Annotated in this window: 20 protein-coding genes and 2 rRNA genes; 4 read left to right on the top strand and 18 right to left on the bottom strand. The window is 70.7% G+C overall.

Features of this window, described 5'->3' with window-relative positions:
- Positions 1-89: 89 nt before the first annotated feature.
- The 13 genes from ACFFRH_RS16465 to ACFFRH_RS16405 form a co-directional block, all read right to left on the bottom strand.
- Positions 90-359 carry a hypothetical protein gene (locus tag ACFFRH_RS16465; RefSeq protein WP_344749577.1) on the bottom strand — a complete coding sequence of 90 codons (270 nt, stop codon included), beginning with the start codon at positions 357-359 and terminating at the stop codon, positions 90-92.
- 159 nt (positions 360-518) lie between these two features.
- Entirely contained in the window at positions 519-1,352 is an 834-nt protein-coding gene (gene pssA, locus ACFFRH_RS16460) for a CDP-diacylglycerol--serine O-phosphatidyltransferase (protein ID WP_344749578.1), read from the bottom strand.
- Positions 1,339-1,986, bottom strand: coding sequence for a phosphatidylserine decarboxylase (locus tag ACFFRH_RS16455; RefSeq protein WP_344749579.1), 648 nt, complete (start codon positions 1,984-1,986; stop codon positions 1,339-1,341). The genes pssA and ACFFRH_RS16455 overlap by 14 nt, the downstream gene beginning before the upstream one ends.
- A gap of 127 nt (positions 1,987-2,113) precedes the next feature.
- Positions 2,114-3,103, bottom strand: coding sequence for a TerC family protein (locus tag ACFFRH_RS16450; RefSeq protein ID WP_344749580.1), 990 nt, complete (start codon positions 3,101-3,103; stop codon positions 2,114-2,116).
- A gap of 437 nt (positions 3,104-3,540) precedes the next feature.
- On the bottom strand, positions 3,541-4,716 hold the full coding sequence (locus ACFFRH_RS16445; RefSeq protein WP_386157397.1) for a glycosyltransferase family 4 protein: 1,176 nt from the start codon (positions 4,714-4,716) through the stop codon (positions 3,541-3,543).
- Positions 4,709-6,358, bottom strand: a complete 1,650-nt coding sequence (murJ, locus tag ACFFRH_RS16440) for a murein biosynthesis integral membrane protein MurJ (RefSeq protein ID WP_386157395.1) — start codon at positions 6,356-6,358, stop codon at positions 4,709-4,711. The genes ACFFRH_RS16445 and murJ overlap by 8 nt, the downstream gene beginning before the upstream one ends.
- Entirely contained in the window at positions 6,355-7,251 is an 897-nt protein-coding gene (locus ACFFRH_RS16435; protein ID WP_386157392.1) for a hypothetical protein, read from the bottom strand. The genes murJ and ACFFRH_RS16435 overlap by 4 nt, the downstream gene beginning before the upstream one ends.
- Before the next feature lie 4 nt (positions 7,252-7,255).
- The gene (locus tag ACFFRH_RS16430) at positions 7,256-8,248 is read right to left on the bottom strand and encodes a copper transporter (RefSeq protein WP_386157390.1); all 993 of its coding nucleotides are present in this window, start codon (positions 8,246-8,248) and stop codon (positions 7,256-7,258) included.
- On the bottom strand, positions 8,245-9,456 hold the full coding sequence (gene steA, locus ACFFRH_RS16425) for a putative cytokinetic ring protein SteA (RefSeq protein ID WP_386157387.1): 1,212 nt from the start codon (positions 9,454-9,456) through the stop codon (positions 8,245-8,247). Before steA ends, ACFFRH_RS16430 begins: the two co-directional genes overlap by 4 nt.
- A 175-nt stretch (positions 9,457-9,631) precedes the next feature.
- Positions 9,632-11,344 (bottom strand): DNA repair protein RecN, encoded by a 1,713-nt coding sequence (recN, locus tag ACFFRH_RS16420; RefSeq protein ID WP_386157384.1) that lies wholly within the window; start codon positions 11,342-11,344, stop codon positions 9,632-9,634.
- 90 nt (positions 11,345-11,434) lie between these two features.
- The gene (locus tag ACFFRH_RS16415) at positions 11,435-12,340 is read right to left on the bottom strand and encodes an NAD kinase (RefSeq protein WP_386157382.1); all 906 of its coding nucleotides are present in this window, start codon (positions 12,338-12,340) and stop codon (positions 11,435-11,437) included.
- A gap of 279 nt (positions 12,341-12,619) precedes the next feature.
- Positions 12,620-13,438 carry a TlyA family RNA methyltransferase gene (locus tag ACFFRH_RS16410; RefSeq protein WP_362698629.1) on the bottom strand — a complete coding sequence of 273 codons (819 nt, stop codon included), beginning with the start codon at positions 13,436-13,438 and terminating at the stop codon, positions 12,620-12,622.
- Entirely contained in the window at positions 13,435-13,656 is a 222-nt protein-coding gene (locus tag ACFFRH_RS16405; RefSeq protein WP_386157378.1) for a hypothetical protein, read from the bottom strand. Before ACFFRH_RS16405 ends, ACFFRH_RS16410 begins: the two co-directional genes overlap by 4 nt.
- Before the next feature lie 607 nt (positions 13,657-14,263).
- On the opposite strand from ACFFRH_RS16405, the gene ACFFRH_RS16400 reads away from it, so the two are divergent.
- Entirely contained in the window at positions 14,264-14,611 is a 348-nt protein-coding gene (locus ACFFRH_RS16400) for an SCP2 sterol-binding domain-containing protein (protein WP_386157375.1), read from the top strand.
- Positions 14,612-14,773: 162 nt separating this feature from the next.
- On the opposite strand, the gene ACFFRH_RS16395 is transcribed toward ACFFRH_RS16400, so the two are convergent.
- Together ACFFRH_RS16395 and ACFFRH_RS16390 are read right to left on the bottom strand one after the other, a co-directional pair.
- Positions 14,774-15,793 (bottom strand): HAD-IIA family hydrolase, encoded by a 1,020-nt coding sequence (locus ACFFRH_RS16395; protein ID WP_386157373.1) that lies wholly within the window; start codon positions 15,791-15,793, stop codon positions 14,774-14,776.
- A 443-nt stretch (positions 15,794-16,236) separates the two neighbouring features.
- Positions 16,237-16,668: a tetratricopeptide repeat protein gene (locus ACFFRH_RS16390; protein WP_386157370.1), complete on the bottom strand. Its 432-nt coding sequence runs from the start codon at positions 16,666-16,668 to the stop codon at positions 16,237-16,239.
- Between the two features lie 117 nt (positions 16,669-16,785).
- On the opposite strand from ACFFRH_RS16390, the gene ACFFRH_RS16385 reads away from it, so the two are divergent.
- Both ACFFRH_RS16385 and ACFFRH_RS16380 read left to right on the top strand, forming a co-directional pair.
- Entirely contained in the window at positions 16,786-18,393 is a 1,608-nt protein-coding gene (locus tag ACFFRH_RS16385; RefSeq protein WP_386157368.1) for a DUF1015 family protein, read from the top strand.
- A gap of 1,124 nt (positions 18,394-19,517) precedes the next feature.
- Positions 19,518-20,456: an MBL fold metallo-hydrolase gene (locus ACFFRH_RS16380; protein WP_386157365.1), complete on the top strand. Its 939-nt coding sequence runs from the start codon at positions 19,518-19,520 to the stop codon at positions 20,454-20,456.
- 91 nt (positions 20,457-20,547) lie between these two features.
- Here ACFFRH_RS16380 and ACFFRH_RS16375 read toward each other — a convergent pair whose 3' ends face one another.
- Positions 20,548-21,597, bottom strand: coding sequence for a hypothetical protein (locus tag ACFFRH_RS16375; protein WP_386157362.1), 1,050 nt, complete (start codon positions 21,595-21,597; stop codon positions 20,548-20,550).
- A gap of 3 nt (positions 21,598-21,600) precedes the next feature.
- On the opposite strand from ACFFRH_RS16375, the gene ACFFRH_RS16370 reads away from it, so the two are divergent.
- Complete coding sequence (locus ACFFRH_RS16370; protein ID WP_386157360.1) at positions 21,601-22,029, top strand: hypothetical protein; 429 nt, start codon at positions 21,601-21,603, stop codon at positions 22,027-22,029.
- A gap of 2,096 nt (positions 22,030-24,125) precedes the next feature.
- Here the strand turns inward: ACFFRH_RS16370 and rrf are convergent.
- Both rrf and ACFFRH_RS16360 read right to left on the bottom strand, forming a co-directional pair.
- Positions 24,126-24,242: ribosomal RNA gene (gene rrf / locus ACFFRH_RS16365) — 5S ribosomal RNA — on the bottom strand.
- 69 nt (positions 24,243-24,311) lie between these two features.
- Positions 24,312-24,401 (bottom strand): 23S ribosomal RNA (locus ACFFRH_RS16360); the annotation flags it as partial.

Here is a 24,401-nt window from a genome sequence, read left to right as displayed (position 1 = left end):
CCTCCGGGCGGCGGGAGCCCGCCGCCCGGAGGGCGACGGCCTTCGGAGAGACCCCGGAGCGCACGGTCTCCGGCGGGAGGGGGCGGGCGTCAGCCGCCGAAGACCCGGAGGATCCGGTCCGCGGCCTTGGCCGGATCCTCCACCCGCTCGACCAGGTCGCCCCAGGACCAGCGGTAGAACCAGCCCTCGGCCAGCGGGACGCAGTCGAGGGTCTCGTTGAACATCGCCGCCTCGGGATCGCTGACCCGCAGCGCCGGCGGGCTCCGCCTGAGCGTCACGCTCATGCCCCTCAGCTCCAGCTCGCGGGCGAGGATGCCGAGGAAATAGGTGCGGGTGTGCTCGTGCGGCTCAGCTGCCATGAGGCAATTGAACGCAGCCGCGCCGGACATGGGAAGCATGCCGGGGCATTCCGGAACGAGAACGGGTCCGGGCATGGCGTGTCCGCGACCATCCGCCATGCCCTGGGCCCTGGGAGAGGTGTCCCGGGAAGAGACCGGCGTGAGCGCGCCCGTGAGCGGTCAGCCGACCCCGGCGGACGCCCTGCGCTGCTCCTTGCGCTTCTCCCGCTTGAACATCAGGACCCGCAGCGGGATGGCCGCCACGATCGTCATCTGCATGACCGCCCCGACCTTGATCAGCGTGTCGCCACCGGCCAGGCCCGCGACCCAGATGGTGAGGCAGGCGACGTTGATCATCATCCAGGCGAGCACGGCGGCGGCCAGGTTGCCCTTGGGCTTGGGGTATTCGATCCGGCTCACCATGAGGTACGCCACCCCGAAGACGGGCAGGATCGTCCAGATCGACGGGGGGAACAGCAGCACGACCGAGACCACCGTCATCGCGCCCATCGGGATCGGCAGCCCCATGAAGTCGCCGCTCTTGGTCTTCACGCAGGCGAAGCGCGCGAGCCGGACGACCCCGGCCAGCAGCATCGACGACGCCGCGGCCATCACCAGCAGAAAGGGGATCTGCTGGTTGAACCCCGCCCAGATGACCACCATGAAGGCGGGCGCGAAGCCGAAGCTGATCACATCGGCGAGGTTGTCCAGCTCGGCGCCCATGGCCGAGGCACGGAACTTGCGGGCCACCAGGCCGTCGAACAGGTCGCAGGTGGCGCCGATCAGCAGGAGCACCACGGCGGTGCCGAAGAACCGGGGGTCGGCCGCGAAGGGCTTGTCCTGCTGCAGCGCGCTGATGGCCGACCAGGCGAGCACGCAGACCGCGAGGAAGCCGCAGAGGGCGTTGCCGAGGGAGAGGGAGTCCGCGGCCGACAGGCGGAACGCCTTGCCGACGGGCCCTCGTGGCTCGTCGTCCGTCTCGTCCATCGGCCAGCTCGCGTCAGCCGTGGTCAAGTCCCGTCACCCCCGCGACCGTCTTCTGGCCCACGGAGACGGCCGGGGCGATCCCCTCGGGAAGGTAGACGTCGACCCGCGAGCCGAGCCTGATCAGGCCGATCCGCTCGGCCCTGGCGACCTTCGCCCCCTCGGCCACGTAGGGCACGATGCGGCGCGCGACCGCGCCGGCGATCTGGACGAGCTCGATGTCGCCGAGCGCGGTGTCCAGGTGCCAGACGACCCGCTCGTTGGTGTCGCTGTCCTTGTTGAACGCGGGCAGGTAACCGCCGGACACGTGCTCCATCGAGGTGACCGTACCGGCGAGCGGCGCCCGGTTGACGTGCACGTCGAGTGGGCTCATGAAGATCGCGACCCGGGTGCGGCCGTCCGGCCACGGGTCGATGCTCTGCACCACGCCGTCCGCGGGCGACAGGATCCGCCCGGTGCCCGGAGTGCGATCCGGGTCGCGGAAGAACCAGAGCATCCCGCCGGTGAGCGCGGTCAGCGGGACCGCCGCCAGCGCCCAGCGCCGGTCACGACGGCTGAGCAGGGAGGTCACGGCGGCGGCGGCCACGGTCGGGAGCAACCACGGGGAGACGCCACGTGCCAGGCCCAGCGGACCTGGCCTGTGGCTTGCTGAATCGTGGGACACAGGGAACCTTTGTGATGTCTTGCGGCATTAGACCGGTATGTCTACCCGCTCTGGGGCAGGATGTTACCCATCTCTTAGCCCTTATAAGGCGCAATGAGACAAGCAAAGCGCCTCACACGCCGATTCGCTAGCCCTGCTCGACACTCGCCGGGGTGGTGTTTTCCTTGCCCGCGCGGTTGTCACGCCGGACCTTGATCAAGCTGACCACGGTAGTGACGATCATCGTGACGACGATGACCGACAACGACAACCAGATCGGCACCGCGGGGGCCCAGGAGACACCGCTGGAGTGCAGAGCCTCGAGGATCAGCTTAACCCCGATGAAACCGAGGATGAACGCGAGACCGAAGCTGAGGTAGACCAGCTTCTGGAGCAGGCCGCCCAGCAGGAAGTACAGCTGACGCAGGCCCATCAGGGCGAACGCGTTCGCGGTGAAGACGATGAAGGCGTCGGTCGTCAGACCGAAGATCGCCGGAATCGAGTCGAGCGCGAACAGCAGGTCGGTGGTGCCGATGGCGATCATGACGATCAGCAGCGGGGTGACCAGGCGCCTGCCGTCGACCTTGACCATGATCTTGGAACCCACGTAGTCGTCGGTGTGCGGCAGCACCCTCCGCGCCCAGCGCAGCACCGCGTTCTCCTCCAGGTGCTCCTCCTGGCCGAACTGGCGGACGAGCTGGACCGCCGTGTAGATCAGGAAGAGGCCGAAGACGTAGAACAGCCAGCCGAAGTTCGACAGGGCCGCGGCGCCGATCGCGATGAAGATGCCGCGCATGACCAGTGCCATCAGGATGCCGATGAGCAGCACCTTGTGCTGGTACATCTTCGGCACCGCGAAGCGGGTCATGATGATGTAGAAAACGAAGAGGTTGTCGATACTCAGGCTGTACTCGGTGAGATACCCGGCGATGAACTGGCCCGCGGGGGTGGGGCCCGCGAAGACCCACAGCCCGATGCCGAAGAGCACCGCGAGGGTGACGTAGAAGCCGACCCAGAACCCCGCCTGCTTCAGGGAGAACTCCCGGGGCTCGCCCCTGTCGACTATCCACAGGTCGAAGGCGAGGACGACGAGGAGCCCGCCGATGACGGCGAACCATGCCCAGACAGGAACATTCACAACTGATAAACCTCCGGCGGCGCGCACGACAGACTGCCGGAGGTCTCTCCCGCCCGCGTGAAACCAGGTCGACGTGAAACGGGTCGACAACGCGGACCGACAGCCCCGGGGGCCTCGTGGAGCGAGGCAACACCGTGATGACGAGACTGTCGCGAAGGGATACTCCCCCCCTAACCACGCCAGTATAGGCGTCCGGCATGGCGGCGCCTAATCCAACATCGCGACGCCCCCGCTTGTTCCACCACGCTCGGAAAGCGCCCGCACCGGGCTCGGGAACCGCCCGTCACCGGCCTCTTCACCCTCTCCAGGCTCGTGAGGCCCGGTGGAAAGCCACGGCACCACCGGGGCTCCCCGGGAAGGCCCGGCAGGCTCGCCCGGAAAAACGCCCGGCTCGCTCGGGGAGGCCTGCGACTCGCTCAGGAAGGCGCGCGACCCGCTCAGGAAAGCCCGGCGTAGACCGCGAGCACCGCTTCGAGCGCCTCCGGTTCGCCCGGCAGCCCGCGCCCCCGCCGCGCCGCGGCCCCGGCCAGCTCCCCGGCGAGCCCCTCGTCGGCGAGCACCCTCGCGACCGCGTCACGCATCGCGCCGATGTCCCCGTACGGCACCAGCAGCCCGGCCTCGCCCACCATCGCCGGGATGCCCCCCACGGCGGTGGCGACGACCGCGGTGCCCGCCCGCAGGGCCTCCTGCACGGTGAGCGGCTGCCCCTCCCAGCGGCTCGGCACCACCAGCGCCCTCGCCACCCCGAGCAGGTCCCCCACATCGGAACGGTCCCCGAGCAGCCGTACCGGCAGGTTCTCCCGGTCGATCCGCTCCTGCAGCTCCCCCCGCAACGGTCCCTCCCCCGCCACCAGGAACACCGCCTCGGGCGCCCGCTCACCCGGGCCCGGCGCGGGCCCCGCCGCCACCGAACCCGCCGCCGCCCCCGGCGCGGGACCCATCCCGGGTTCCGCGCCGCGGGCCCCCCGCAGCTCCTTCGCGACGTCGAGCAGGGTCTCCAGCCCCTTCTGCTGGGCGAGTCTCGCGACCGTCAGGAAGATCACCCGGTCACCCGTGCCGAGTTCTCGCCGCACGTCGCCGGGGTCGCGCCCCGACGGGGGCAGCGAGGGCGCGGGAACGACGGCGGCCTCGACCTGCCCGGCCCCCAGGCGGGTCATCCGCTCCCCCAGGTCGGGGGAGACGACCAGGATCCGGTCGGCGCGGCGGGCCACGATCCGTTCCAGGAGAGCGTAGACGGCACCGACGGCACCGCCCGCGGTGGCGGCGTTGTGCAGGGTCACCACCAGGCCGGTCCCGGTCCCGGCCAGCGCGATCGCCGCCAGGGCGCCGGCCCGCAGCCCGTGGGCGTGCACGACGTGCGCCCCCCGCAGCGTCCGGAGCGCCAGGACCGCCCGCAGGTCGGCGAGCGGGCGGGGCCGGTCGGAGATCGGCACGGGCGCGAAGCGCGCGCCGAGGGCGGCGAAGCCGAAGGCGCGCTCCGTGCTCGGCGGGCCCGCCACGACCACCCGGTGGCCGCCGCGTACCAGCCCCCCGGCCAGCATGGCCACGTGCCGGCCGACCCCTCCCGCGCTCGTCCCCAGCACGAGCGCCACGCGCGTCCCCTGGTCAGCCATCGGAACGGCTCTCCTCCCTCGCGGGACCCCGGCGAAGCCTTGCCAGCAGCGCCTGGGCGTCCTCCCTGTCGATCATCACCGCCACGGCCGCGAACACGGCCACCCCGGCGGCCCCGGCGGCGAGCCCGACCGCCACGGACGCCCAGGTGGCCACCGCACCGAAGGCGCCGACCAGGGCCAGCCCCGCGCCCCAGGCCGCGGCGCCTCCGGTCAGGGTCGCCAGGAGGGTACGCGGCGTCCCCGCCAGCGCGGCCGCCCCCCTGGCCCGGAGCACCGCGCCGGCCAGCAGCAGCCCGCCGACGGTCATGCCGACGGTGCTGCCCAGCGCGATCCGCCCGACCACCTCGGCCGGATTCCCCGCGGTGTGGGCGAGCACGATCTGGGCCAGCAGCGCGACGGCCCATCCGGCCACCGAGGCGGCGGCCGCCGACCGGCCCCGCCCGCAGGCGTACAGGATGCGGGCGAGGTGCAGCATGAGCGCGTACCCGACCAGACCCGGCGCGAACAGCGCGACACCCGCGGCCATCTCGGCGGGATCGCCACCCGCGGTCCCGGCGAGGAACACCCGGGACACCGGTACGGCGACCGCCGCCATCACCCCGGCCGCGAGCCCCGTCACCAGCAGCACGGCCCGGGTGGTGGAGGCGGTCAGGGCGTCGAAACCCGGGGTGTCCCCCTCGGCCGCCCGGGTGGACAGCACCGGGAACGAGCTGGTGGCGATCGGCATCACGAGCACCGCGTACGGCAGCTGGTACAGCGCCCAGGCGTAGGTGTAGGCGGCGATCGCGCCCTCGCCGCCCAGGCCGTTGGCCAGGCGGATGACGACGATCAGCGCGACCTGCTGCGCGACCAGCACGGCGAGCCCCGCGGTGGCGAGCCTTCGCGCCTTGGCCGCGACGCCCGGCGGGAACGTCAGCGTGGGCCGCAGCCGGAGCCCGAGCCGGGACACCGGGCCGACGACGGTGAGCACCATCGCGGCGGCGGCGACGGTCGCGCCGAGGGAGAGCGACAGCTGCCCGGCGCCGCTGAGCTTCGACAGGTCCCTGGCGGCGTCCTCGTTGACCGCCTCGAACAGCAGGTTGGAGGCGACGATGAGCAGGCTGGAGACCAGCGGCGCCAGGGCCGGGCCCATGAACCGCCGGTGGGCCTGGAGCACCCCGTACAGCACCACGGCGAGCCCGAAGAAGATCATCCGAGGGGCGAAGACGACGAGCATGCCGGTGCCGGCCTCGACGACGCCGGCCACACCGCATCCGTGCGGATCGCCCATGAGCAGCGCGACGATCGGCCCGGCGAACGCGACGATGAGCAGCGTCAGCGGCACCAGGACGATCATCGCCCAGGTGAGCAGTGCCGAGGTGGTCCTGCTCACCTCCGCCCTGGCCTCGGGGTCGTCGCCGGACCTGGAGGCCGCCGAGGCCAGCACCGGCACCACCATCCCGGCCAGCACCCCGCCCGCGACCAGCTCGAAGACGATGTTGGGCACGTAGTTGGCGGTGTTGTAGGCGGTGCCCAGGCAGCTGTTGCCGACGCTCTGCGACTGGACGAGATAGCGGCCGAACCCGACGAGCCTGGCCAGGACGGTCACGACTCCGATGAGGAGTGCCGCTCCCGCGACCCCCCGCGCGATCCTCGTGCTCATCGGGGGGTGGGTGCCTGCTCCACAGGGCGACGTCCGAGCATGTCGACGCGGTGCAGGAGGGGATTGCCCGCGATCACCTTGGTGAAGCTGATCTTCTCCGAGGCCGCGGTCAGCGCGACCACGGTGCCGAGCACGGCGAGCCGCCCGGGACGGCCCAGGGTGACGGAGGCGGCGAGGCCGAGGAGCGCGCCCAGCGCGTTGGCCCCCGCGTCGCCGAGCATCGCCCGCTCGCCGAGGTCCTCGGGCAGCAGCGCGGCGGCGGCCCCCATGGGGAGCGCGACCACGGCGGCCGGGACCGGGTCGCCCTTGAGCAGTCCCGCGGCGAGCAGGGGCGCCCCGGCGAGCAGGCCCACCTTGATGGCACGCCCCGGCCGCAGGTCGAAGAGGTTGGCCAGGTTCGCGCTCCCGGCGATCAGCCCGCCGTTGACGATGACGTCAAAAGAGGCGCGGGGGCCGTCGAAGGAGTTCGAGGAGGTGACGGCGGCGGCGAGACCGGTCACGCCGATGCCGAGGATCTTCACGGCCCCGCTGGTGACCTCGCCCTTGGCCAGCGCGCTCAGATGCCCCTTGAACCCCTTGGACGAGGTCGCGCCGTACAGGTCGTCGTAGGCTCCGAGGCCACCGCCGCCAGCCACCGCCAGCAGCGCCGCCGCCCGGACCCGGCCGGGCAGCCCGGGGATCACGGCCGCGGCGGCCCCGGCGCCGGCGACGAACGCCGGCCCCTCCAGCAGGGTGATCGGCTCGCCCCGGTGGTTCGTCCGGGCCCAGGTCTCCGCGTCGCCGACCGGGGGCCTGCGGGTGAAGGCGGCGTAGGCGGCACGCGCGGCGACCGCGCCGAGGAACGCGCCGGCGAGGGCACCCGCGAGGGCGCGGGGAAAAGCGCGACGAGCCATCGGGTCATCCTCCGGAGGTGGCCGTGGCGGCCGTGGGGGCGGCCGTGGGCGTGGGGGTCGGCGTCGCGCTGGGCTCGATGCCGGAGACGCCGGGGCCGATGCCGTACTGGCCGGCCAGCCCGGTGAGTTGCTCTCGGAGAGCGTAGACCACCACGACCCGTCCCGCGGGCATATCGGCGGTGTCGACGCTGGAGACCTTCTCGGTGAGGGCCGCGTCCTCGCGGAGCGCGGCGATCACCCCGCCGGTCGCGGCCGAGGTCTGCGTGCCGACCAGCACGGTGCCCTGGCCCGCGTCGTCCAGGCCGACCGCCAGCGTCACGAGCGCGCCCGCCTGCTCGCCCGCGGTCTCCCCGGTGTACGCCTCCGCCGGGGCGATCACCAGGGCCGCCTCCGCGCGCTTGGCGGGTTCGTCGGTGACGGTGAGCAGGCCGCCGCGCTGGAAGGCGTCGAGGATGCCGGCCCCGGCCGGGTGCTCCTTGCCCACCTGGCTGGAGTCACTGGTCAGGATCGCGCCGGCGAGCACCTCGGCCGCCTTGTCGTACGCCGTGTCCTCGACGGAGAAGACGGTCTCGGGGGCCTTGGCGCCGACGGCCAGCTTGTCGACGAAGCCCGCCTGGGCGGGATCGGTGTATCGCTCGGTGAGGGTGATCCGGCCGGTCACGGTCGCCCCGGCCTCCTCGATCACCTGCTGCGCCGCCTCGCGCACGCTCGTCGTGCTGCCCGGGGCCTCGACGATCACGATGCTCTCGCCGGCGAGCGCGTCCCCGACCAGCCGGGGGGTGTCGGAGGTCACGAAGGCGTCGTTGGCGGCCTCGCGCTTCTGCAGGGCCTCGACCTGGTCGCGGAGCTCGTTGTTGCCCTCGCGGAACTGGTTGACGGCCAGCTCGCTCGCCTTGATGACGGGGTCTTCGAGCAGGGTGGTGCCCAGCACGATGCCGACCGACAGCGCGAGGAAGATCGCGACGATGGAGACGAGGTGATAGCGGAAATCGATCACGAGAAGAGTCCGACCAGCCAGAAGATGAAGCCGCTCCAGACGTCGCGCATGCTGTCCAGCCAGATCTTGCCCACCGGGGAGACGACGATCGCCACCCCCATGGTGATCAGCGTGGTGGCGACGAGCAGGAGCAGGGACGGTGTGGAGATCCGGCTGCGGTAGAGCCGGCTGACGCCTTTCGCGTCGATGAGCTTGCTGCCCACCCGCAGGCGGGTGAGGAAGGTACTGGCCATGCCGGAGCGGCCCTTGTCGAGGAACTCCACCAGGGTCGCGTGGGTGCCGACGGCGACGATGAGGTCGGCGCCCTTGTCGTCGGCGAGCAGCATCGCGATGTCCTCGCTGGTGCCGATCGCGGGGAAGAGCACCGCGGTGCGGCCCAGCTGCTGGACCCGCTCCAGACCCGGCGCCCTGCCGTCGCGGTAGGCGTGCACGACCAGCTCGGCGCCGGTGGTGAGCGCCTTGGTGGAGACCGAGTCGAAGTCCCCGACGATGATGTCGGGCAGGTATCCGGCCTCCAGCAGCGCGTCCGCGCCGCCGTCCACGCCGATCATGACCGGGCGGTACTCGCGGATGTAGGGGCGGAGGGCGGCGATGTCCTCCTTGTAGTGGTAACCGCGCACCACGATGAGGACGTGCCTGCCCTCCATGACGGTCCGGACGTCGGGGACGCCGATCCCGTCGATGAGGAGGTCGCGCTCGCGGCGGACGTACTCCATGGTGTTGGCCGCGAACGCCTCGATCTGCACCGTCAGCCCGGCCCGCGCCTCGCTCATCGCGGCCTCGACGGACTCGGCCGTCTGCACGTCGCCCTTGCCGACCACCTCGTCGTCGAGGTGGATGACGCCCTCGTGGAGCCTGACCAGGTCGCCGTCCTTGATCCGCTCGAACAGCTCGGGGGTGGCGTTGTCGACGAACGGCACCCCGGCGTCGACGATGATCTGCGGGCCCAGGTTGGGATAGCGGCCGCTGATGCCGGCGGCGACGTTGACGACACCCGCCGCGCCGCACGCGACAAGCGCCTCCGCGCTCACCCGGTCAACGTCAACGTGATCGATAATCGCGATTTCCCCGGCCCTGAGGCGCTTGGTCAGCCTCTTGGTCCGCCGATCGATTCTCGCCACTGCCGTCACCCCGGGAAGGTCGGTGACCTTCCTGCGGCGGAGGTACCCGGTGAGCCTGTCTTTCAGCCCGTCAATCGGCACCTTCATCACGACCATCCTGCCAGAGGGAACGACCAGGAGAGCCAAACAGCCGGCAGCGTGTCAGATCCGTCACCCGAAACCCCCGCCCCTACTCCCCCGGAACATGCGAATTACTCTTTCAACCCGTCACAGGCCCCGTCACTTCTTTATCCGGCCCATTCGGGCTGTCTCCGCCGTCCCGTCACGCCTTGTCGGCGGCGGCGATCGACAGCAGCTCCTCGGCGTGCGCGCGGCCCAGCTCGGAGTCCTCCAGCCCGGCGAGCATGCGGGAGAGCTCGCGCGCCCTGCCGTCCTTGTCGAGGGCGATCACGCCGCTGCGCACCACGCTCCCGTCGTCGGCCTTCTCCACGACGAGATGCTGGTCGGCGAAGGCCGCGACCTGCGGAAGGTGGGTGACGACGATCACCTGGGAGGTGCGGGCCAGCCGTGCCAGCCTGCGGCCGATCTCCACCGCGGCCTTGCCGCCCACGCCCGCGTCGACCTCGTCGAAGACGAACGTCGGGACCGGGTCGGCACCGGCGAACACCACCTCGATGGCGAGCATCACCCGGCTCAGCTCACCGCCGGAGGCGCCCTTGTTCAGCGGCAGGAGCGGTGAGGCCGGGTGCGGCGCCATGCGCAGCTCGACCTCGTCGACGCCCTGCGGGCCGAACTCGGGGGCGGCGGCGATGGTGACCACCACCCTGGCGTGCGGCATGGCCAGCGCGGTGAGCTCCTCGGTCACGGCCCGCCCGAACCGCTCCGCGGCCGCCGTCCTGACCCGGGTCAGCTCGGCGGCCAGCTCGGTGAGGCGCTCGGTGATCTCCTCGTGCTCGCGGGTGAGCTCGCCGATGCGGTCGTCGTCGCCGTCGAGCTCCGCCACCCGGGCCGCGGCCCGCGCGGCCCAGGCGAGCACCTCCGCGGTGTCCTGGCCGTACCTGCGGATGACGTGGGTGAGCACGGCCCGCCGCTCCTGCACGACCGCGAGCCGGCCCGGGTCGGCGTCGACCGACTCGAAGTACGCGGCCAGCTCGGTGGCGACGTCGGAGATCAGATAGCCCGCCTCCGCGAGCCGGTCGGCGATCCCGGCGAGCGCGGGGTCGAAGTCGCGCACCGCCTCGACGGCCGCGCGGGCCTCGCCGATCAGCGCGATGGCGTCCGGCATGGCCTGCTCGCCGGACAGCGGGTCGCCGAGCAGCGCCCGGTGCGCCGTCTCGGCGGCCCCCCTGAGGGAGTCGGCGTGGGAGAGCCGCTCCTCCTCCTCGCGCAGCTCGATCTCCTCGCCGGCCTTGGGGTCGGCCTTCTCGACCTCGCCGAGCCCGAACCTGAGCTGGTCGGCCTCCTGGGCCCGCTCCCTGGCCCTGGTGGTCAGCTCGGCCAGCTGCTCCGCGACCTTCCTGTGCCGTTTGTAGGCCTGCTCGTAGGCGCGCAGCGGCTTGACCAGCTCCTCGCCGGCGTAGCGGTCGAGGGCGGCCCGCTGGCGGCCCGGCTGCAGCAGCCGCTGCTGGTCCATCTGGCCGTGCACGGCCACCAGGTCCTCGGCCAGGTAGGTGAGGGTGCCGACGGGAACGGTGCGCCCGCCCAGCCAGGCGCGGCTGCGCCCCTCGACGGAGACCGTCCGCGAGATGATCAGCTCGCCGTCCTCGACCACGCCGCCCACGTCCTGCACCTGCTGGGCGACCCGTCCCGCGGGGTCGACGATCAGCGTGCCCTCGATGGTCGTCTTGCCGGAGCCGGGGCGGACCCGGGCGGGATCGGCGCGGCCGCCGAACAGCAACCCCAGACCGGTCACCACCATGGTCTTACCAGCGCCCGTCTCGCCCGTGACCACGGTGAATCCCGGCGCCAGCTCCAGGACGGCCTCGTCGATCACGCCGAGCCCCTGGATGCGGACCTCCTCGACTCTAGGTCGCACTGGTCCCTCCCGTCACATCGAATTCACCGAACATCAGTGCGGTGCGCGGGCACGATCCTACGCGCTCGAGGCGTCGCCCGCCCGGACGAACTAGGGCCTCACACGGCCACGCCACCCCTGTACAGGGAGATCGAACTTGGCGACCAGCCTGTCGGTGAACGGCGCCCCGGTGTCCTCCACGCCGTGCAGCCGCGCGAGCCTCACCGGCAGCTCGGCCCGTCTGAGCTCCACCCTCGCCCCGGCGGGCAGGTCGAACCTGCGGCGGCCGTCGCACCACAGCACCGCGCCCGCCGTCTCCGTCTGGATCTCCAGCGCCAGCTTGGAGCGGGGAGAGACCACCAGAGGCCGGGCGAACAGGGCGTGGGCGCTGATGGGCACCAGCAGCAGGGCCTCCACCTCGGGCCACACGACCGGGCCCCCGGCGGAGAAGGCGTACGCGGTCGAACCGGTCGGCGTGGCGCAGATCACCCCGTCGCATCCCCAGCGCGACAGCGGGCGCCCGTCGATCTCGGCGACCACCTCCAGCATCCGCTCGCTCTTCTCGACGGTGGCCTCGTTCAGCGCCCAGCTGTCGGCCAGCAGCTTGCCGTTGAGGCGGGCGGTGACCTCGATGGTCATCCGCTCCTCGACGTCGTAGCGGCCGTCGACCACGCTGTCGACCGCGTCCGCCAGGTCCTCCACCTCGGCCTCGGCCAAAAATCCCACGTGGCCGAGGTTCACCCCCAGCAGCGGCACCCCGGCCGGGCGGGCGAGCTCGGCGGCCCTCAGGAGGCTGCCGTCCCCGCCGAGCACGATCATCATCTCGGCGGCGTCGACCGCCGCCGAACCCGCGGGTACCACGTCGGCTCCCGCGCAGGCGATCTCGTCGGCCTCGGCACTCAGAACGCGTACGGTCAGCCCTGCGTCCACGAACCGCTGGATCACCATCCGGGCGCTGTCGACGGCCGCCTCCCGCCCGGTGTGCGCGGTGACCAGCACGGTGCGCTTGGCAGTCATCGACTCTCCTTGAGCGTGGAGATCCCCGCCCCGGGGCGGGGAAGGAGACGCGGCGCGGCGCCGCGCGTTTCGGTACCGTGCCCGGCGGTGGCTGCGGCCGGGCCACTACGAGTGTGCCCGGCGGTGCCCCCACCGGACCTGCGGAGCGATGAAACGCCTGTGGAGCTGCTGTGGGACCTCAAGGGATTTCTCCTGGCGGGCGACCGGTGGCGAATTGGAGGGCGGGGAGGCCGGGAAGCGGGGTGCCCGGGGCCTCGGCGGGTGAGGGGCCTACGAGACCTACCGGGGGCCCTCCGCCACCGCCCGCTCGATCTCCGCGTCAAGGTCGGGGACCGGTGGAGCGCCCTCTCCCTTGCCCAGCCAGATGACGTACTCGACGTTTCCCGACGGGCCCGGCAGCGGGCTCGCGGTGACCCCTCGCACGCTCAGGCCGAGGGTTCGGGCGGCTTCGGCCACGTCCCGCACCGCTCCGGCGCGAAGCTCCGGGTCACGGACGACCCCGCCCGCGCCGACCCGCTCCCTGCCGACCTCGAACTGGGGTTTGACCAGCATCGCGAAGTCGGCCCGCCCGGCGGCGCACAGGGCCAGGGCCGGCAGCACCAGACGCAGGGAGATGAAGGAGAGATCACCGACGATCAGCGTGGGGGCCTCGCCGACCATGTCGGGTTTCAGGTCCCTGACGTTGACCCGCTCCATGACCGTGACCCTGTCGTCGGTCCGCAGCGACCACGCGAGCTGGCCGTACCCGACGTCGACGGCCAGCACGTGGGCCGCCCCGGCGCGCAGCAGCACGTCGGTGAAGCCCCCGGTCGAGGCACCCGCGTCGAGGCAGCGACGCCCCTCCACGGTGAGGCCGAGGGGACCGAAGGCCTCCAGCGCGCCGAGGAGCTTGTGCGCGCCCCGGGAGACGTAGTCGGGCCCCTCCGCCGCCTCCGCGACCACGATCGCCGAAGCCGTGTCGACCTGGGTCGCGGGCTTGGCGGCCACCTGGCCGCCGACGCTGACCCGGCCGGCCTCGATGAGCTGGGCCGCCTGCTCCCGGGACCGCGCCAGCTTCCGGCGGACGAGCTCGCTGTCGAGGCGTGTCCGCCGGCTCACGGGCGCCGCTCCGGGGTGCCGTCCACCGGTTCCGGCTCCCGCTCCCGCCCCGAGACGTCGTTCACCGAGGCGAGCGCCTGGTCCAGGCCGCCGAACACCTCCTCGAAGACGTCCGCGTGCGCCGAGACGGGCAGGGTGCCTAGGCGGGTCAGCCCGCCCAGCGCGGCGTCCACCCGCTCGTCGCCCGTCTCGTCCGTCTCCTCCAGCAGGTCCGTCATGCGCCCCCTCCGGAACCGCTCCTGGCCGCCTCGGCCCTCGTGACCGTCTCGGCGGCCCGTCCTCCGTACGGACACGGCCGCCGCCGCACGAGCACGACGCTCGCCGGCTCCGCGCCCGTGGATTCCCCGACCGTATCGGAACCCGCGCCCCTCGTCGTCCCGGCGGGTCCTTCCGCCTTTTCCGCCCATACCGTGCCCGCACCGTGCCCGCACCGTGCCCGCACCGTGCCCGCACCGTGCCCGCACCGTGCCCGCGGTCTCGCCGCCTCCATGCCCCTCCCGGCGCCCGCCCGGGGAACCCGCCCCCTCCCGGCGTCGGCCGGTCCCGCACAGAGCGATCCGACACGGGCCCGCCCGGCGTGGGCCAGAAGGGAAGGGGTTCTCTAAAAATGGGTAAACCGTGAACTATCACGGGGGGCTCGCTCGTTGTCATCCCATTAAGGTCGGCGACCGCCGGCGCGTACCCACGTGATGTTCTGACGACATGGCAGACGCCTCTTTCTCCGGCACCCCCCGCGCCGGATTGCATGCCGTACCCATGTGGAACGCTACCGTCCGTACCTGAAAGGGATCCGGATCGGTCAGGGAGAGAAGGGAGCGCCACGCGATGGCGACCGTCGACGAGTGCCGGGTGGCACTGCGCAAACTCGGCGAGCAGTTCGACGAGGTTGACCAGGAAAGCCGCGCCAAGCACGTGGTCGAGCGCAGCATCAGCTGCCACGTCAAGGATCTCGGCGTCACCTTCTACGGCCACATCCACCACGGCGGCCTCGGCCCCTTCGAGGATCTGCCCGCGAACGACGGCAGACAGGCCGAGGTGAAACTGACCATCGGCAGCGACGATCTCGTCTCCCTGGTCAACGGGGAGCTCGACATGGGACGGGCCGTCTTCAGCGGGCGGGTCAAGGTCGACGCCAGCTTCGGTGACCTTCTCCGCCTGCGCAAGCTTCTCTGAGGATCCCGCCCTCGGGCGGGATCACGCGGAAGTCGGGACACGCGGGAGGAGAGTCCCCGAAGCCGCCGACGGCCGGTCCGGCCACCGCCTCCCGGTCATCGCGCGGCATCGCCCGGGACCCACGCGCCCCGGGAGCGAGGGTCCGGGCGGCCGTTCCAGCCTTCAGCCGGAGCGCGGGGTACGCGGCGGGAGCACGAAGTCGAGTGCCGCCTTCACCATGTCCTCGTCCGCCCCGTCCTCGCCCACAGCCTCCCAGGTCGCGGCGGACGCGGCGCGGAGCCCGTCGAGCGGCTCGCCCTCGCCTTCGAGGGTGAGCGCGCCATCCTCCCAGCGGGCCGTCCATCCCTCACAGGTCCATCCGTTCCCGCTCCGCCGCACCTCGGGGTAGGGCCGGTGCAGGTCGGACAGATCACCGGCGACGTAGGTGGGCCGGTGCCGTGGAACGGCGGTCAGCACGTCGAGCGGGCTCGCCACCCCGGTCAGGACCAGCAGGCTGTCCACCCCCGCGTTGTTCGCCCCCTCGATGTCGGTGTCGAGCCGGTCGCCGACCACCAGGGGTCTCCGCGACCCGGTACGGAGCATCGACTCCCGGTGCAGGGGCGGCTCGGGCTTTCCCGCGACGATCGGCTCCACACCGGTCGCCGTGGCGATGACCCTGATCATCGCGCCGTTGCCGGGCAGCTCGCCCCTGCCGGTCGGCATGGTCGCGTCGGCGTTGGCGGCGACGAAGAGCGCCCCCTCCCTCACGGCGAGCGTTCCCTCGGCCAGCAGCCCGTAGGAGAGATCGGGAGCGATGCCCTGGACGACCGCGACCGGGGCGTCCAGGGCGGTGCTGACCGGACGCAGCCCGTGGGCGCGCAGCGCGGAGCGCAGCCCCATCCCGCCGACCACCAGCACCGCGGCGCCCGGTTCGACCCGCTCGGCCACGAGCCGCGCGGCGGCCTGGGCGGAGGTCACGACATCCTCGGGGTTCGCCGGAGCGCCCAGCGCACGCAGGTGCTGGGCGATGGCGGCGGGGGTGCGCGAGGCGTTGTTGGTGACGTAGGCGAGGCGCACACCACGCTCCGCCGCCCGGCCCAGGGCCTCGGGAGCCGCCGGTACGGCGTCGCGCCCGAGATACACCACCCCGTCGAGGTCAAGGAGAAGAGTGTCGTACGGGTCGATCAGCGTATTCGTGTCCACCGGCCCATTTCATCACCGCGTTCCACCATCCGCACGGGTCCATGCGACAGAGCGGCCTGGATCACACCCGGCGAACCCGCCCAGATCACATCCGACAAGCATCTATCGGCCCTATCGGCAGGCCGATGTGCGGCAGGCCGACATGGAAGACCGCCATGGGTTCGTCCACGCCGGACGCCTACCGGCCACGCCGGAAGCCCCACACGAACCACGCACAACAGACACCTGACCACCACACCGGCGGCCCCACACGGATCACATACGGCGGACATGCGCGCCTACGGCCACACCGGCGGCCTCATCACACAGATCACATACGCCTCACATACGACAGACGCCCACGACCGCGCTGACAGCCCGCGCAGATCACATGAACCGCGTCCCGCGAACACGCGAACACGGGGTCACGGGGTCACGGGGTCACGGTGGCGTACCCCTCTGGATCACATCCTGCGAGCGCGCAACGTGGCGCGAACGCTCTTCAGCGCGGAAACGTAGTGCCGCAGGTCGGGTCGCATCGCGACGGCGATGGCCAGCGGCTCCTGAGCCCCCTCCATGTCCCCGGTACGCCAGAGGGCGAGCCCGAGCCCGAAATACGCGTAGTCCTCAGCGGGGTTGGCATCGATGATCCAGCGGAAACTGTCGGCGGCGTCGGCGTACTGCCGGGAGTTGAACTGCGCCCTGGCGAGAGCCTCCCGGATGCTCCGCGACTCCGGCTCCGCGTCGGCCGCCCGCTCCAGCAACGCTGCCGCCGCCGCCGGACTGCCCTCACCCAGCAGTCTCATCCCTCGTTGGAACCATTCGTAGACGTCCCCGGCCGGAGCGCCCGTCTCGGGGCTGGGGGAATCAGACGGACCGCCACGTCCTTGGACCATTATGTGAGGCCTCCTTCATCGACAGACGACAGATCTGGCCGATTCCCTGACGGACCGGGCACCACAGACTTGAAGCGACCCCCGGCCGTTTCAGGCCTTTATGGCAGCATGCCCTCTATGGCGAATCCTGAACTGCCGATACCCGGCGGGCTGGTGCTACGCCCGTTTCGCGGCGTACGGTTCACGGTCAACGATCTGGCCGGGGTCACCTCACCGCCTTACGACCTCATCGACGAGGCCGGCGTGCGAAGGCTGCTCGACACCCACCCCAACAACGTGGTGCGCTTGATCCTTCCTGGCACCGACCAGCACAGATACGCCGAGGCGCGGGAAACGCTTCACCAATGGCTCTCCTCCGGGGTGCTGGCCGCCGACGAGACGCCCGCCGTCTACGTCTACGAGCAGTCGGGGCCTGGAGTCCTGCAGCGCGGGATCATCGGCGACGTGGGCCTGGCCGGCCCGGAACTGCACATCGTCCTGCCTCACGAGAACGTGATGCCCGGACCGGTCGCCGACCGGCTGGCGCTGATGAGCACCACAGAAGCCAACCTCGAACCCATCTTCCTGCTCTACGACGGCGCGGGCGGCGCCACCACCCGCCTCGTCGACCGCATCGCCGAGTCCCGGCCCCCCTTGGCGGAGGCGAAGACCGAAGACGAGGTCAGGCACCGGCTGTGGGCCGTCACCGACGCCGGGGAGCTCGCCTCCATCGACGCCGATCTCCGCCCCCGCCAGGCCCTCATCGCCGACGGGCACCATCGTTACGCCACCTACCTCGCGCTCCAGCGGCAACACCGTGCCTCCACAGGCGGTGCGACGGCCACGACCGACGCGGCAGCCTCCGCAGACGCAGCAGGTGTGACAGGGACTCTCCTGGGGCGGGTGGAGACCACGGACGGGGTGACACCGGCGGAGACCGCACCCGTGATATCGGCGGAGCCCCCAGGTGCCGTGACACCGGCGGAACCCGTGGGTGCCATGAGACCTGTGGCACCGCTGACACAGAAGAGCCCTCTGACAGCGGTGGAACCGGTGACACCAGCGGTGTCCACCGCGCCCATGGCCCTCACCGCACCCACGGAATCGGTGACGCCACTGAGCTCCGCGGAACCCGAGCCGTGGGATTTCGGCCTCGCGCTCCTGGTGGACTCCAGCGCCTATCCACCGGATCTGAAGGCCATCCACCGGGTCATTCCCGAGTTGCCGCTCGAGGAGGCGCTGGCCAAGGCCAGGGGCTCGTGGCGGGTGCAGGAGCACACGGACCTGACCGAAGGCCTGGCCGCGCTGGACGAGACCAGCGGACCGGCCTACCTGCTCTCCTCCGGCGGGCTCACCCACCTTCTCACCGACCCTGACCCCGATCAGCTCGAACGCGCCATGCCGTCCGAACGCTCGGCCAGATGGCGAGCGCTGAACACCTCCATCCTCGCGGAGTTTCTCCTGCCGAAGGTCTGGGGGATGCGGGACGACGAGCTGTCGGTGCGCATCGTCCACCACGACCCGGAGGCCGCCGTACGGCTCGCACGGGCCTCCGGTGGAACCGCGGTGCTGTTGCGCCCGCTCGCCGTCGACGATGTGCTCGCGGTCGCGGCCCAGGGAGAACGGGTTCCTCGCAAATCCACCTCCTTCGGCCCCAAGCCCAGGACCGGCCTGGTCCTGCGCCTGCTCACCCCGGGGCGGACATCGCCCACGGACAACCCGCCCTCCGAGAAGCCCGGCCCCTGAGAGTTGGGAGAGCCCGAATCCTGAGAGGGCACCGGATCCCCACGAAACTCCGGGATCCCGGGACATCGGATGCACACGAAGAAGGACACCGGTCACGCGCCCGCCCCGGAGACCGCGTCCGCACGCGTCGTGAGGTGAGGCACCCGCGAACGGCCCGAAATCGACGCCTCCGCGGCTCGCGGAACCAACACCGGCACACCTTCCGGAGCGATGTCCGATGGAGCCGGGGCGGGAGCCTCAGGCCCCGCCGGGGCAGCACCCCGCCCGGTCGGAGTGAGCCCCTGCCCGACCGGACCCGAATCCAGCCCGGCCGGAACGAGACCCGGCGTGACCAGGGCGGAATCCAGCCCGACGAGATCCGGTCCGGCCAGACCGGATCTCACTCCGACAGGGACGGAAACCGGTCCGGACGCGACGGAAACCGGTCCGACTGGGGCGGGATCCGTTTCTCCGGCCGAAGTGACGTCCGATCTGGTCGGAGCGAGAGCCGGCCCGGCTGAGATGAGGTCAGGCTTGCCCGGGGGGAGCCACGGCTCCGCGCCCCGCTCAATGCTCCCCTGCCCGGGGCTCTCCTGCACAGCATCTCCCTGCCCGACATCCCCCTCCCCGGTATCTCCCTGCTCGGTGTCCTCCTGCCCCGCGTGCAGAAGTGAGCGCACCGGCCGGGGCGGGGCGGGCACCGGAACTCCCTCGTCGCCGGTCAGGATGGTGGTCACCCTGCGCTCGAGACGTCTCGCCGAACACACCTCGACCTCGTATCCGGACGATTTCGCCCCCTCACTCCCCCACCAGCGACGACGCAGCGAACCCGTCACCTCGACGATGTCGTCGGGCAGCCAGCCGGCCACGGCCTCGATCACCTCAAGCTCGAACGAGGCACACGGAATCGTGTCGACCCGGGCGCCACGCCCGCGGTGCCGCCGCCGAACGATCAGGCGCCAGGTGCCGAGCCTGCTCCCGCTCGGCAACGACCTGATGTGGGCCGCCTCAGGTAGGCGTCCCACGAGAATGACCTCGTTACGATCCATGCGATCCTCCTCGATCCTGCCGGTCGAGGACGACTCTCTACGATGTGAGCCGCGCAGGAATGGCCGAATACTGTTCTGTGGACGCCGGTTCCAGTTATGAGGTGGCCTGTGGAAAACATCACCGCCCTCGGCGGGGACGTCTATGAGATCGACACGAGGATGGCCGGATATTCGAGCATCACGGCCGGATACCTGATCCTCGGAGACCGTCCCTGCCTGGTCGAGACCGGCACCTCCACCTCCGCTCCGGTGGTGCGCGACGCCCTGACCTCGCTGGGCGTCGGCCCGGGAGACCTCGCCACGGTCGTCGTCACGCACATCCACCTGGATCACGCGGGCGGGGTCGGCGACATCGCCGGTTTCTACCCGGATGCGGAGATCGTGGTTCACGAGAAGGGTGCCCGGCATCTCGCCGACCCATCCAGGCTGATGGCCAGCGCGCGGATGGTCTGGGGCGACAAGCTGGACACCCTGTTCGGCGAGCTCTCCCCCACGGAAGCCTCGCGGATCCGCGCGCTCGGCGACACCGACACGATCGACCTCGGCAACGGACGCACCCTGAACAGCCATTACTCACCAGGGCATGCCAGACACCATGTGGGGCTGATCGACTCCGGCACCGGAGACCTCTACGTCGGCGACGCGGCCGGGGTCTACCTTCCCGAAACGGGCGATCTGCGCCCCGCCACGCCCCCGCCGGACTTCGACCTGCGAACCGCGCTGGACTCGATCGCCCTGTTCAAGGCACTGGGTCCGCAAAGACTGCTCTTCAGTCACTACGGACCGGTCGCGGATGTGGAGGAGATCCTGGGACGTTCCGCCGAGGAGCTTCGCGTCTGGGTCGATATGACCCGTCAGGCCCGCACGGAGGGCATGGACCTGGATCACGCCGCCGCCATGGTCAGGGAGCGCACCCGCGAGCGCTACGCGGCCCTGAACGCGGACGAGGCGACCGCCGAGCAGTTCGAACTGCTGAGCGGCGCCCCGTCCAATGTGGCCGGCATCCTGCACTGGCTGGACCGGGTCCAGCCGTGAGGACGCGAGGCCCAGGATCACCCTGGAGACGCCTTCCACATTCCGGGTGCACGGCTCCGCACACCCGGAATGTGCTGAAGGTCCTCGGGAACTACTTCTTCTCGGTCTTGCCCCGGCCAAGGCCCTGCTCGTCGTCCCCGTCCGGATCCTCGTCCAGGTCGTCGTCTCCGTCGGAGCCGGCATCAGGGGCGTCGCTGAGGATGTCGCCGAAGTCAGGCTCGATGAAGGCCGGGCCGACGGCGCGCTCCACCTTGCCGGGCTTCTCCTCCGCCTTCCGCTCGGCGTCGACCGTCTCGTTCTCGGAGATCTTCTCGGAAGAGGCCCTCTCGGAAGACTCCTCTTCGCCGGAGAAGCCGTTGCCCGGAGCGTCAGCGGCCCGGCTCCCGCTGAACTCTTCGTCGAAGAGATCGTCTTCGGCCTCGATCTCGGCGTCCAGATCCGCGACGTCGTCGATGTCGGCGTCATCGTCGATGTGGAGGACGTCGTCGGTGTCGATCTCGTCATCGGCGCCGCCCTGAGAGCGGGTGTCGTCATCGATGACTTCCCCGTCCTCGTCGTCGTCCTCTTCGAGATCCTCGATGAGGGCGCCCGTCAGCTCCGCGTAACGCTCGGCCGCGTCGGTCTCGCCATCCTCGTCGAAGGCCATCGCCCGGCCGAACCACTCGGTGGCCGGCCCCTCGTGACCCGCCACCGACAGCGCGTCGGCGTAGGCGAAGGCGAGACGGGCCGACCAGGGCTGGGGACGGGTGTCACGCAGCTCGGGAAGGCGCTGGAGGGTGATGACCGCGGCGTCGTTCTGGCCGAGATCCCTCCGGGCGCCGGACTCCACGATGGCGAGTTCGATCTTGCCAACGCGGTCGAGCCGCTCGGCCTCCTTGGAGCGGACCAGGTCAAGGGCGCGCTCGGGACGACCAAGGCCACGCTCGCAGTCCGCCATGATCGGCAGGAACGAGTCGGAACCCGTCATCCGGCGAGCCGCGCGCAGATCACTGAGCGCCTCTGAGAAGTGGCCGGCCCGGTAGGCCGCGATGCCGACGGCCTCGCGGATCACCCCGATCCTGGCCGCGAAGCGACGAGCGACCTTCGTGTGCTCGTACGCCCGCTCCGCGTCGTCCTCACCGAGAGCCCTCTCGGCCGCCACCAGGTGGCGGGAGATCAGATCCGCGAGGTCGAGCGGAAGGGAGCGCAGCTCCTCGCGGATCTCCTTGTCGAGCTCCTCCGCGGTGATGTCCGGGGCGAGCTCCGGCAGCTCCTCACGCTGGCTGCTGGGAGCCTCGTCGCGGCCGCCGGACCGGTCATCCCGGCCATAGCGGGTACGGGACCCCTCACCGTCGCGGTCGCGGCTCTCGAAGGGACGCCCTCCACCGGGACGGTCGTCGCGGTTGAAGGGCGGACGCCCCCCGCCCGGACGGTCATCGCGGTTGAACGGCCTGCGCTCACCACGGTCATCGCGGTTGAACGACGGACGGTCCCCACCACGATCGTCACGGTTGAACGAAGGACGATCACCACGGTAGCCACCGCCCGGACGGTCGTCACGGTTGAACGGCCTGCGCTCACCATCCGGGCGTGAGCCATAACGACTACGGGTCTGGTCGCGGTCCCCGTACGAACGACGCTCACCACCACGATCATCGCGGTTGGACGAGGGGCGATCATCGCGGTTGAAGGGAGGACGGCCGGAACCACGATCATCACGATTGAACGGCGGACGATCCCCACCACGACTGTCACGGTTGAACGAAGGACGATCACCGCGATACCCGCCACCCGGACGGTCATCACGGTTGAAGGGCGGACGCCCCCCACCGGGACGGTCATCGCGGTTGAACGGCGGACGGTCCCCACCACGATCGTCACGGTTGTAGCCGGGCCGATCACCACGGTAGCCGCCACCGGGACGGTCATCGCGGTTGAAGGGCGGACGCCCCCCGCCGGGACGGTCGTCACGGTTGAACGGCCTGCGCTCGCCACTGTCGGGACGCGAACCATACTGACCACGCGACTGGTCACGATCCCCGTACGAACGACGCTCACCACCACGGTCATCGCGGTTGGACGAGGGGCGATCATCGCGGTTGAAGGGAGGACGGCCGGAACCACGATCATCACGATTGAACGGCGGACGATCCCCACCACGACTGTCACGGTTGAACGAAGGACGATCACCGCGATACCCGCCACCGGGACGGTCATCACGGTTGAAGGGCGGACGCCCCCCACCGGGACGGTCGTCACGGTTGAACGGCCTGCGCTCGCCACTGTCGGGACGCGAACCATACTGACCACGCGACTGGTCACGATCCCCGTACGAACGACGCTCACCACCACGGTCATCGCGGTTGGACGAGGGGCGATCATCGCGGTTGAAGGGAGGACGGCCGGAACCACGATCATCACGATTGAACGGCGGACGATCCCCACCACGACTGTCACGGTTGAACGAAGGACGATCACCGCGATACCCGCCACCGGGACGGTCATCACGGTTGAAGGGCGGACGCCCCCCGCCCGGACGGTCATCGCGATTGGACGGGGGGCGGCCGGAACCACGGTCGTCACGGTTGTAGGACGGCCGGTCCCCACGGTCACGGGCTCCGTAGGAACCACCGCGGGACTGGTCACGGTCACCGTAAGAGCGCTGACCCTCGCCACGCGGCCCTGAGGACCTCTGCCCGCCCCCCGGGCGGTCGTCACGGTTGAAGGCGGGGCGGCCGGAACCACGGTCGTCACGGTTGTAGGACGGCCGGTCGCCACGATCACGAGAGCCGTAAGAACCGCTTGGGCGCCCCTCTCGGCGCTCACCATATCGGGGACCGTCGCCCGGACGTCCCCTGTCACCACCTGCGCGATCGCTGCGGTGGCCTCCCTGGCCACCGGATCCGCGGTTTTCGCCCTCTTCGCGTCGACCGGCGCCCTCAGGCCCGTTGTCACTGTTCACTTCTGGTCCATTCGTTGGCTCACTCTGCGAGCGCGTCCCGTCTCTTCGATCGGATGGGACGATTCGCTGTGCGGGCGGTCTCCGGCCGCGGGGTGCGCCCCGTTCGCTATCGCTGCCCCGCCCTATCGTGGTCTGGCGCGACGAAGGCCACCCGCAGGTGGGGTGGCCCGGCCTCTCCAGCCTAGCAAGCCCCTGAAAGTCCACACGCCCTTCCCTCGGCGCCAACAAATGATCATGACCATGGCGGTGGATCCTTTGTGGGCGGTTCTCGAGAGAAACATGAAGCCATCTGACCCGGCGATCGCCGCGTTGCCACAAGAGCCCAGACAGAGCCGAAGATCACCCAGAGAACATCCTCACAACGCGGGAAGGGCCTCCACCTGCGGTGGAGGCCCTTCCCTGGAAATCCCCGAAAACCGGAGACCCCGAAATCAAGAGGCCCGGACCTCGGGAACCTCCGGAAGGCGAGGAGCCTCGAAAGGCCAAACATCCAGGGAGATCTTGAGGAGATCGAGAAACCCCAGGAACCGGGAAACCTCAGATGCCCCTCCGGGGGATGCTCCGAAAAGGCCGGCCTCCAAAACGAGCCAGAACAAGCCAGGAAGGACCGGGAAGAGCTCTGGAAAGAGCGCGCGAAGCCCCCGGGAAACCCTCCGGGAAATCCTTGAGGGGAAACTCCCCGGAAAACACGAAGGCCCCCACCGAAAGGTGGGGGCCCTCAAAAGATTGTCCGGCGGTGACCTACTCTCCCACACCGTCCCCGGTGCAGTACCATCGGCGCTGAAGAGCTTAACTTCCGGGTTCGGAATGTAACCGGGTGTTTCCCCTTCGCCATAACCGCCGTAACCCTATGAAACACACAAACCATTGTTTGTTGTCTCAGAATTGCCTAGTGGACGCGAGCAAATTGCTTTGTGGTCAAGTCCTCGGCCTATTAGTACTGGTCAGCTCCACACATTACTGCGCTTCCACTTCCAGCCTATCAACCCGGTCGTCTACCGGGA

The sequence above is a fragment of the Streptosporangium vulgare genome, assembly GCF_042428775.1.
Lineage (GTDB): Bacteria > Actinomycetota > Actinomycetes > Streptosporangiales > Streptosporangiaceae > Streptosporangium > Streptosporangium vulgare.
This window is presented reverse-complemented; position numbering and strand designations above follow the sequence as displayed.

Coding starts and splice junctions, on each gene's coding strand:
- ACFFRH_RS16385 (WP_386157368.1), top strand. CDS start 16,786: ATGGCGAATCCTGAACTGCCGATACCCGGCGGGCTGGTGCTACGCCCG.
- ACFFRH_RS16400 (WP_386157375.1), top strand. CDS start 14,264: ATGGCGACCGTCGACGAGTGCCGGGTGGCACTGCGCAAACTCGGCGAG.
- murJ (WP_386157395.1), bottom strand. CDS start 6,358: ATGAGCACGAGGATCGCGCGGGGGGTCGCGGGAGCGGCACTCCTCATC.
- ACFFRH_RS16405 (WP_386157378.1), bottom strand. CDS start 13,656: ATGACGGACCTGCTGGAGGAGACGGACGAGACGGGCGACGAGCGGGTG.
- ACFFRH_RS16465 (WP_344749577.1), bottom strand. CDS start 359: ATGGCAGCTGAGCCGCACGAGCACACCCGCACCTATTTCCTCGGCATC.
- ACFFRH_RS16415 (WP_386157382.1), bottom strand. CDS start 12,340: ATGACTGCCAAGCGCACCGTGCTGGTCACCGCGCACACCGGGCGGGAG.
- ACFFRH_RS16445 (WP_386157397.1), bottom strand. CDS start 4,716: ATGGCTGACCAGGGGACGCGCGTGGCGCTCGTGCTGGGGACGAGCGCG.
- ACFFRH_RS16435 (WP_386157392.1), bottom strand. CDS start 7,251: ATGGCTCGTCGCGCTTTTCCCCGCGCCCTCGCGGGTGCCCTCGCCGGC.
- ACFFRH_RS16390 (WP_386157370.1), bottom strand. CDS start 16,668: ATGGTCCAAGGACGTGGCGGTCCGTCTGATTCCCCCAGCCCCGAGACG.
- steA (WP_386157387.1), bottom strand. CDS start 9,456: ATGAAGGTGCCGATTGACGGGCTGAAAGACAGGCTCACCGGGTACCTC.
- ACFFRH_RS16380 (WP_386157365.1), top strand. CDS start 19,518: ATGAGGTGGCCTGTGGAAAACATCACCGCCCTCGGCGGGGACGTCTAT.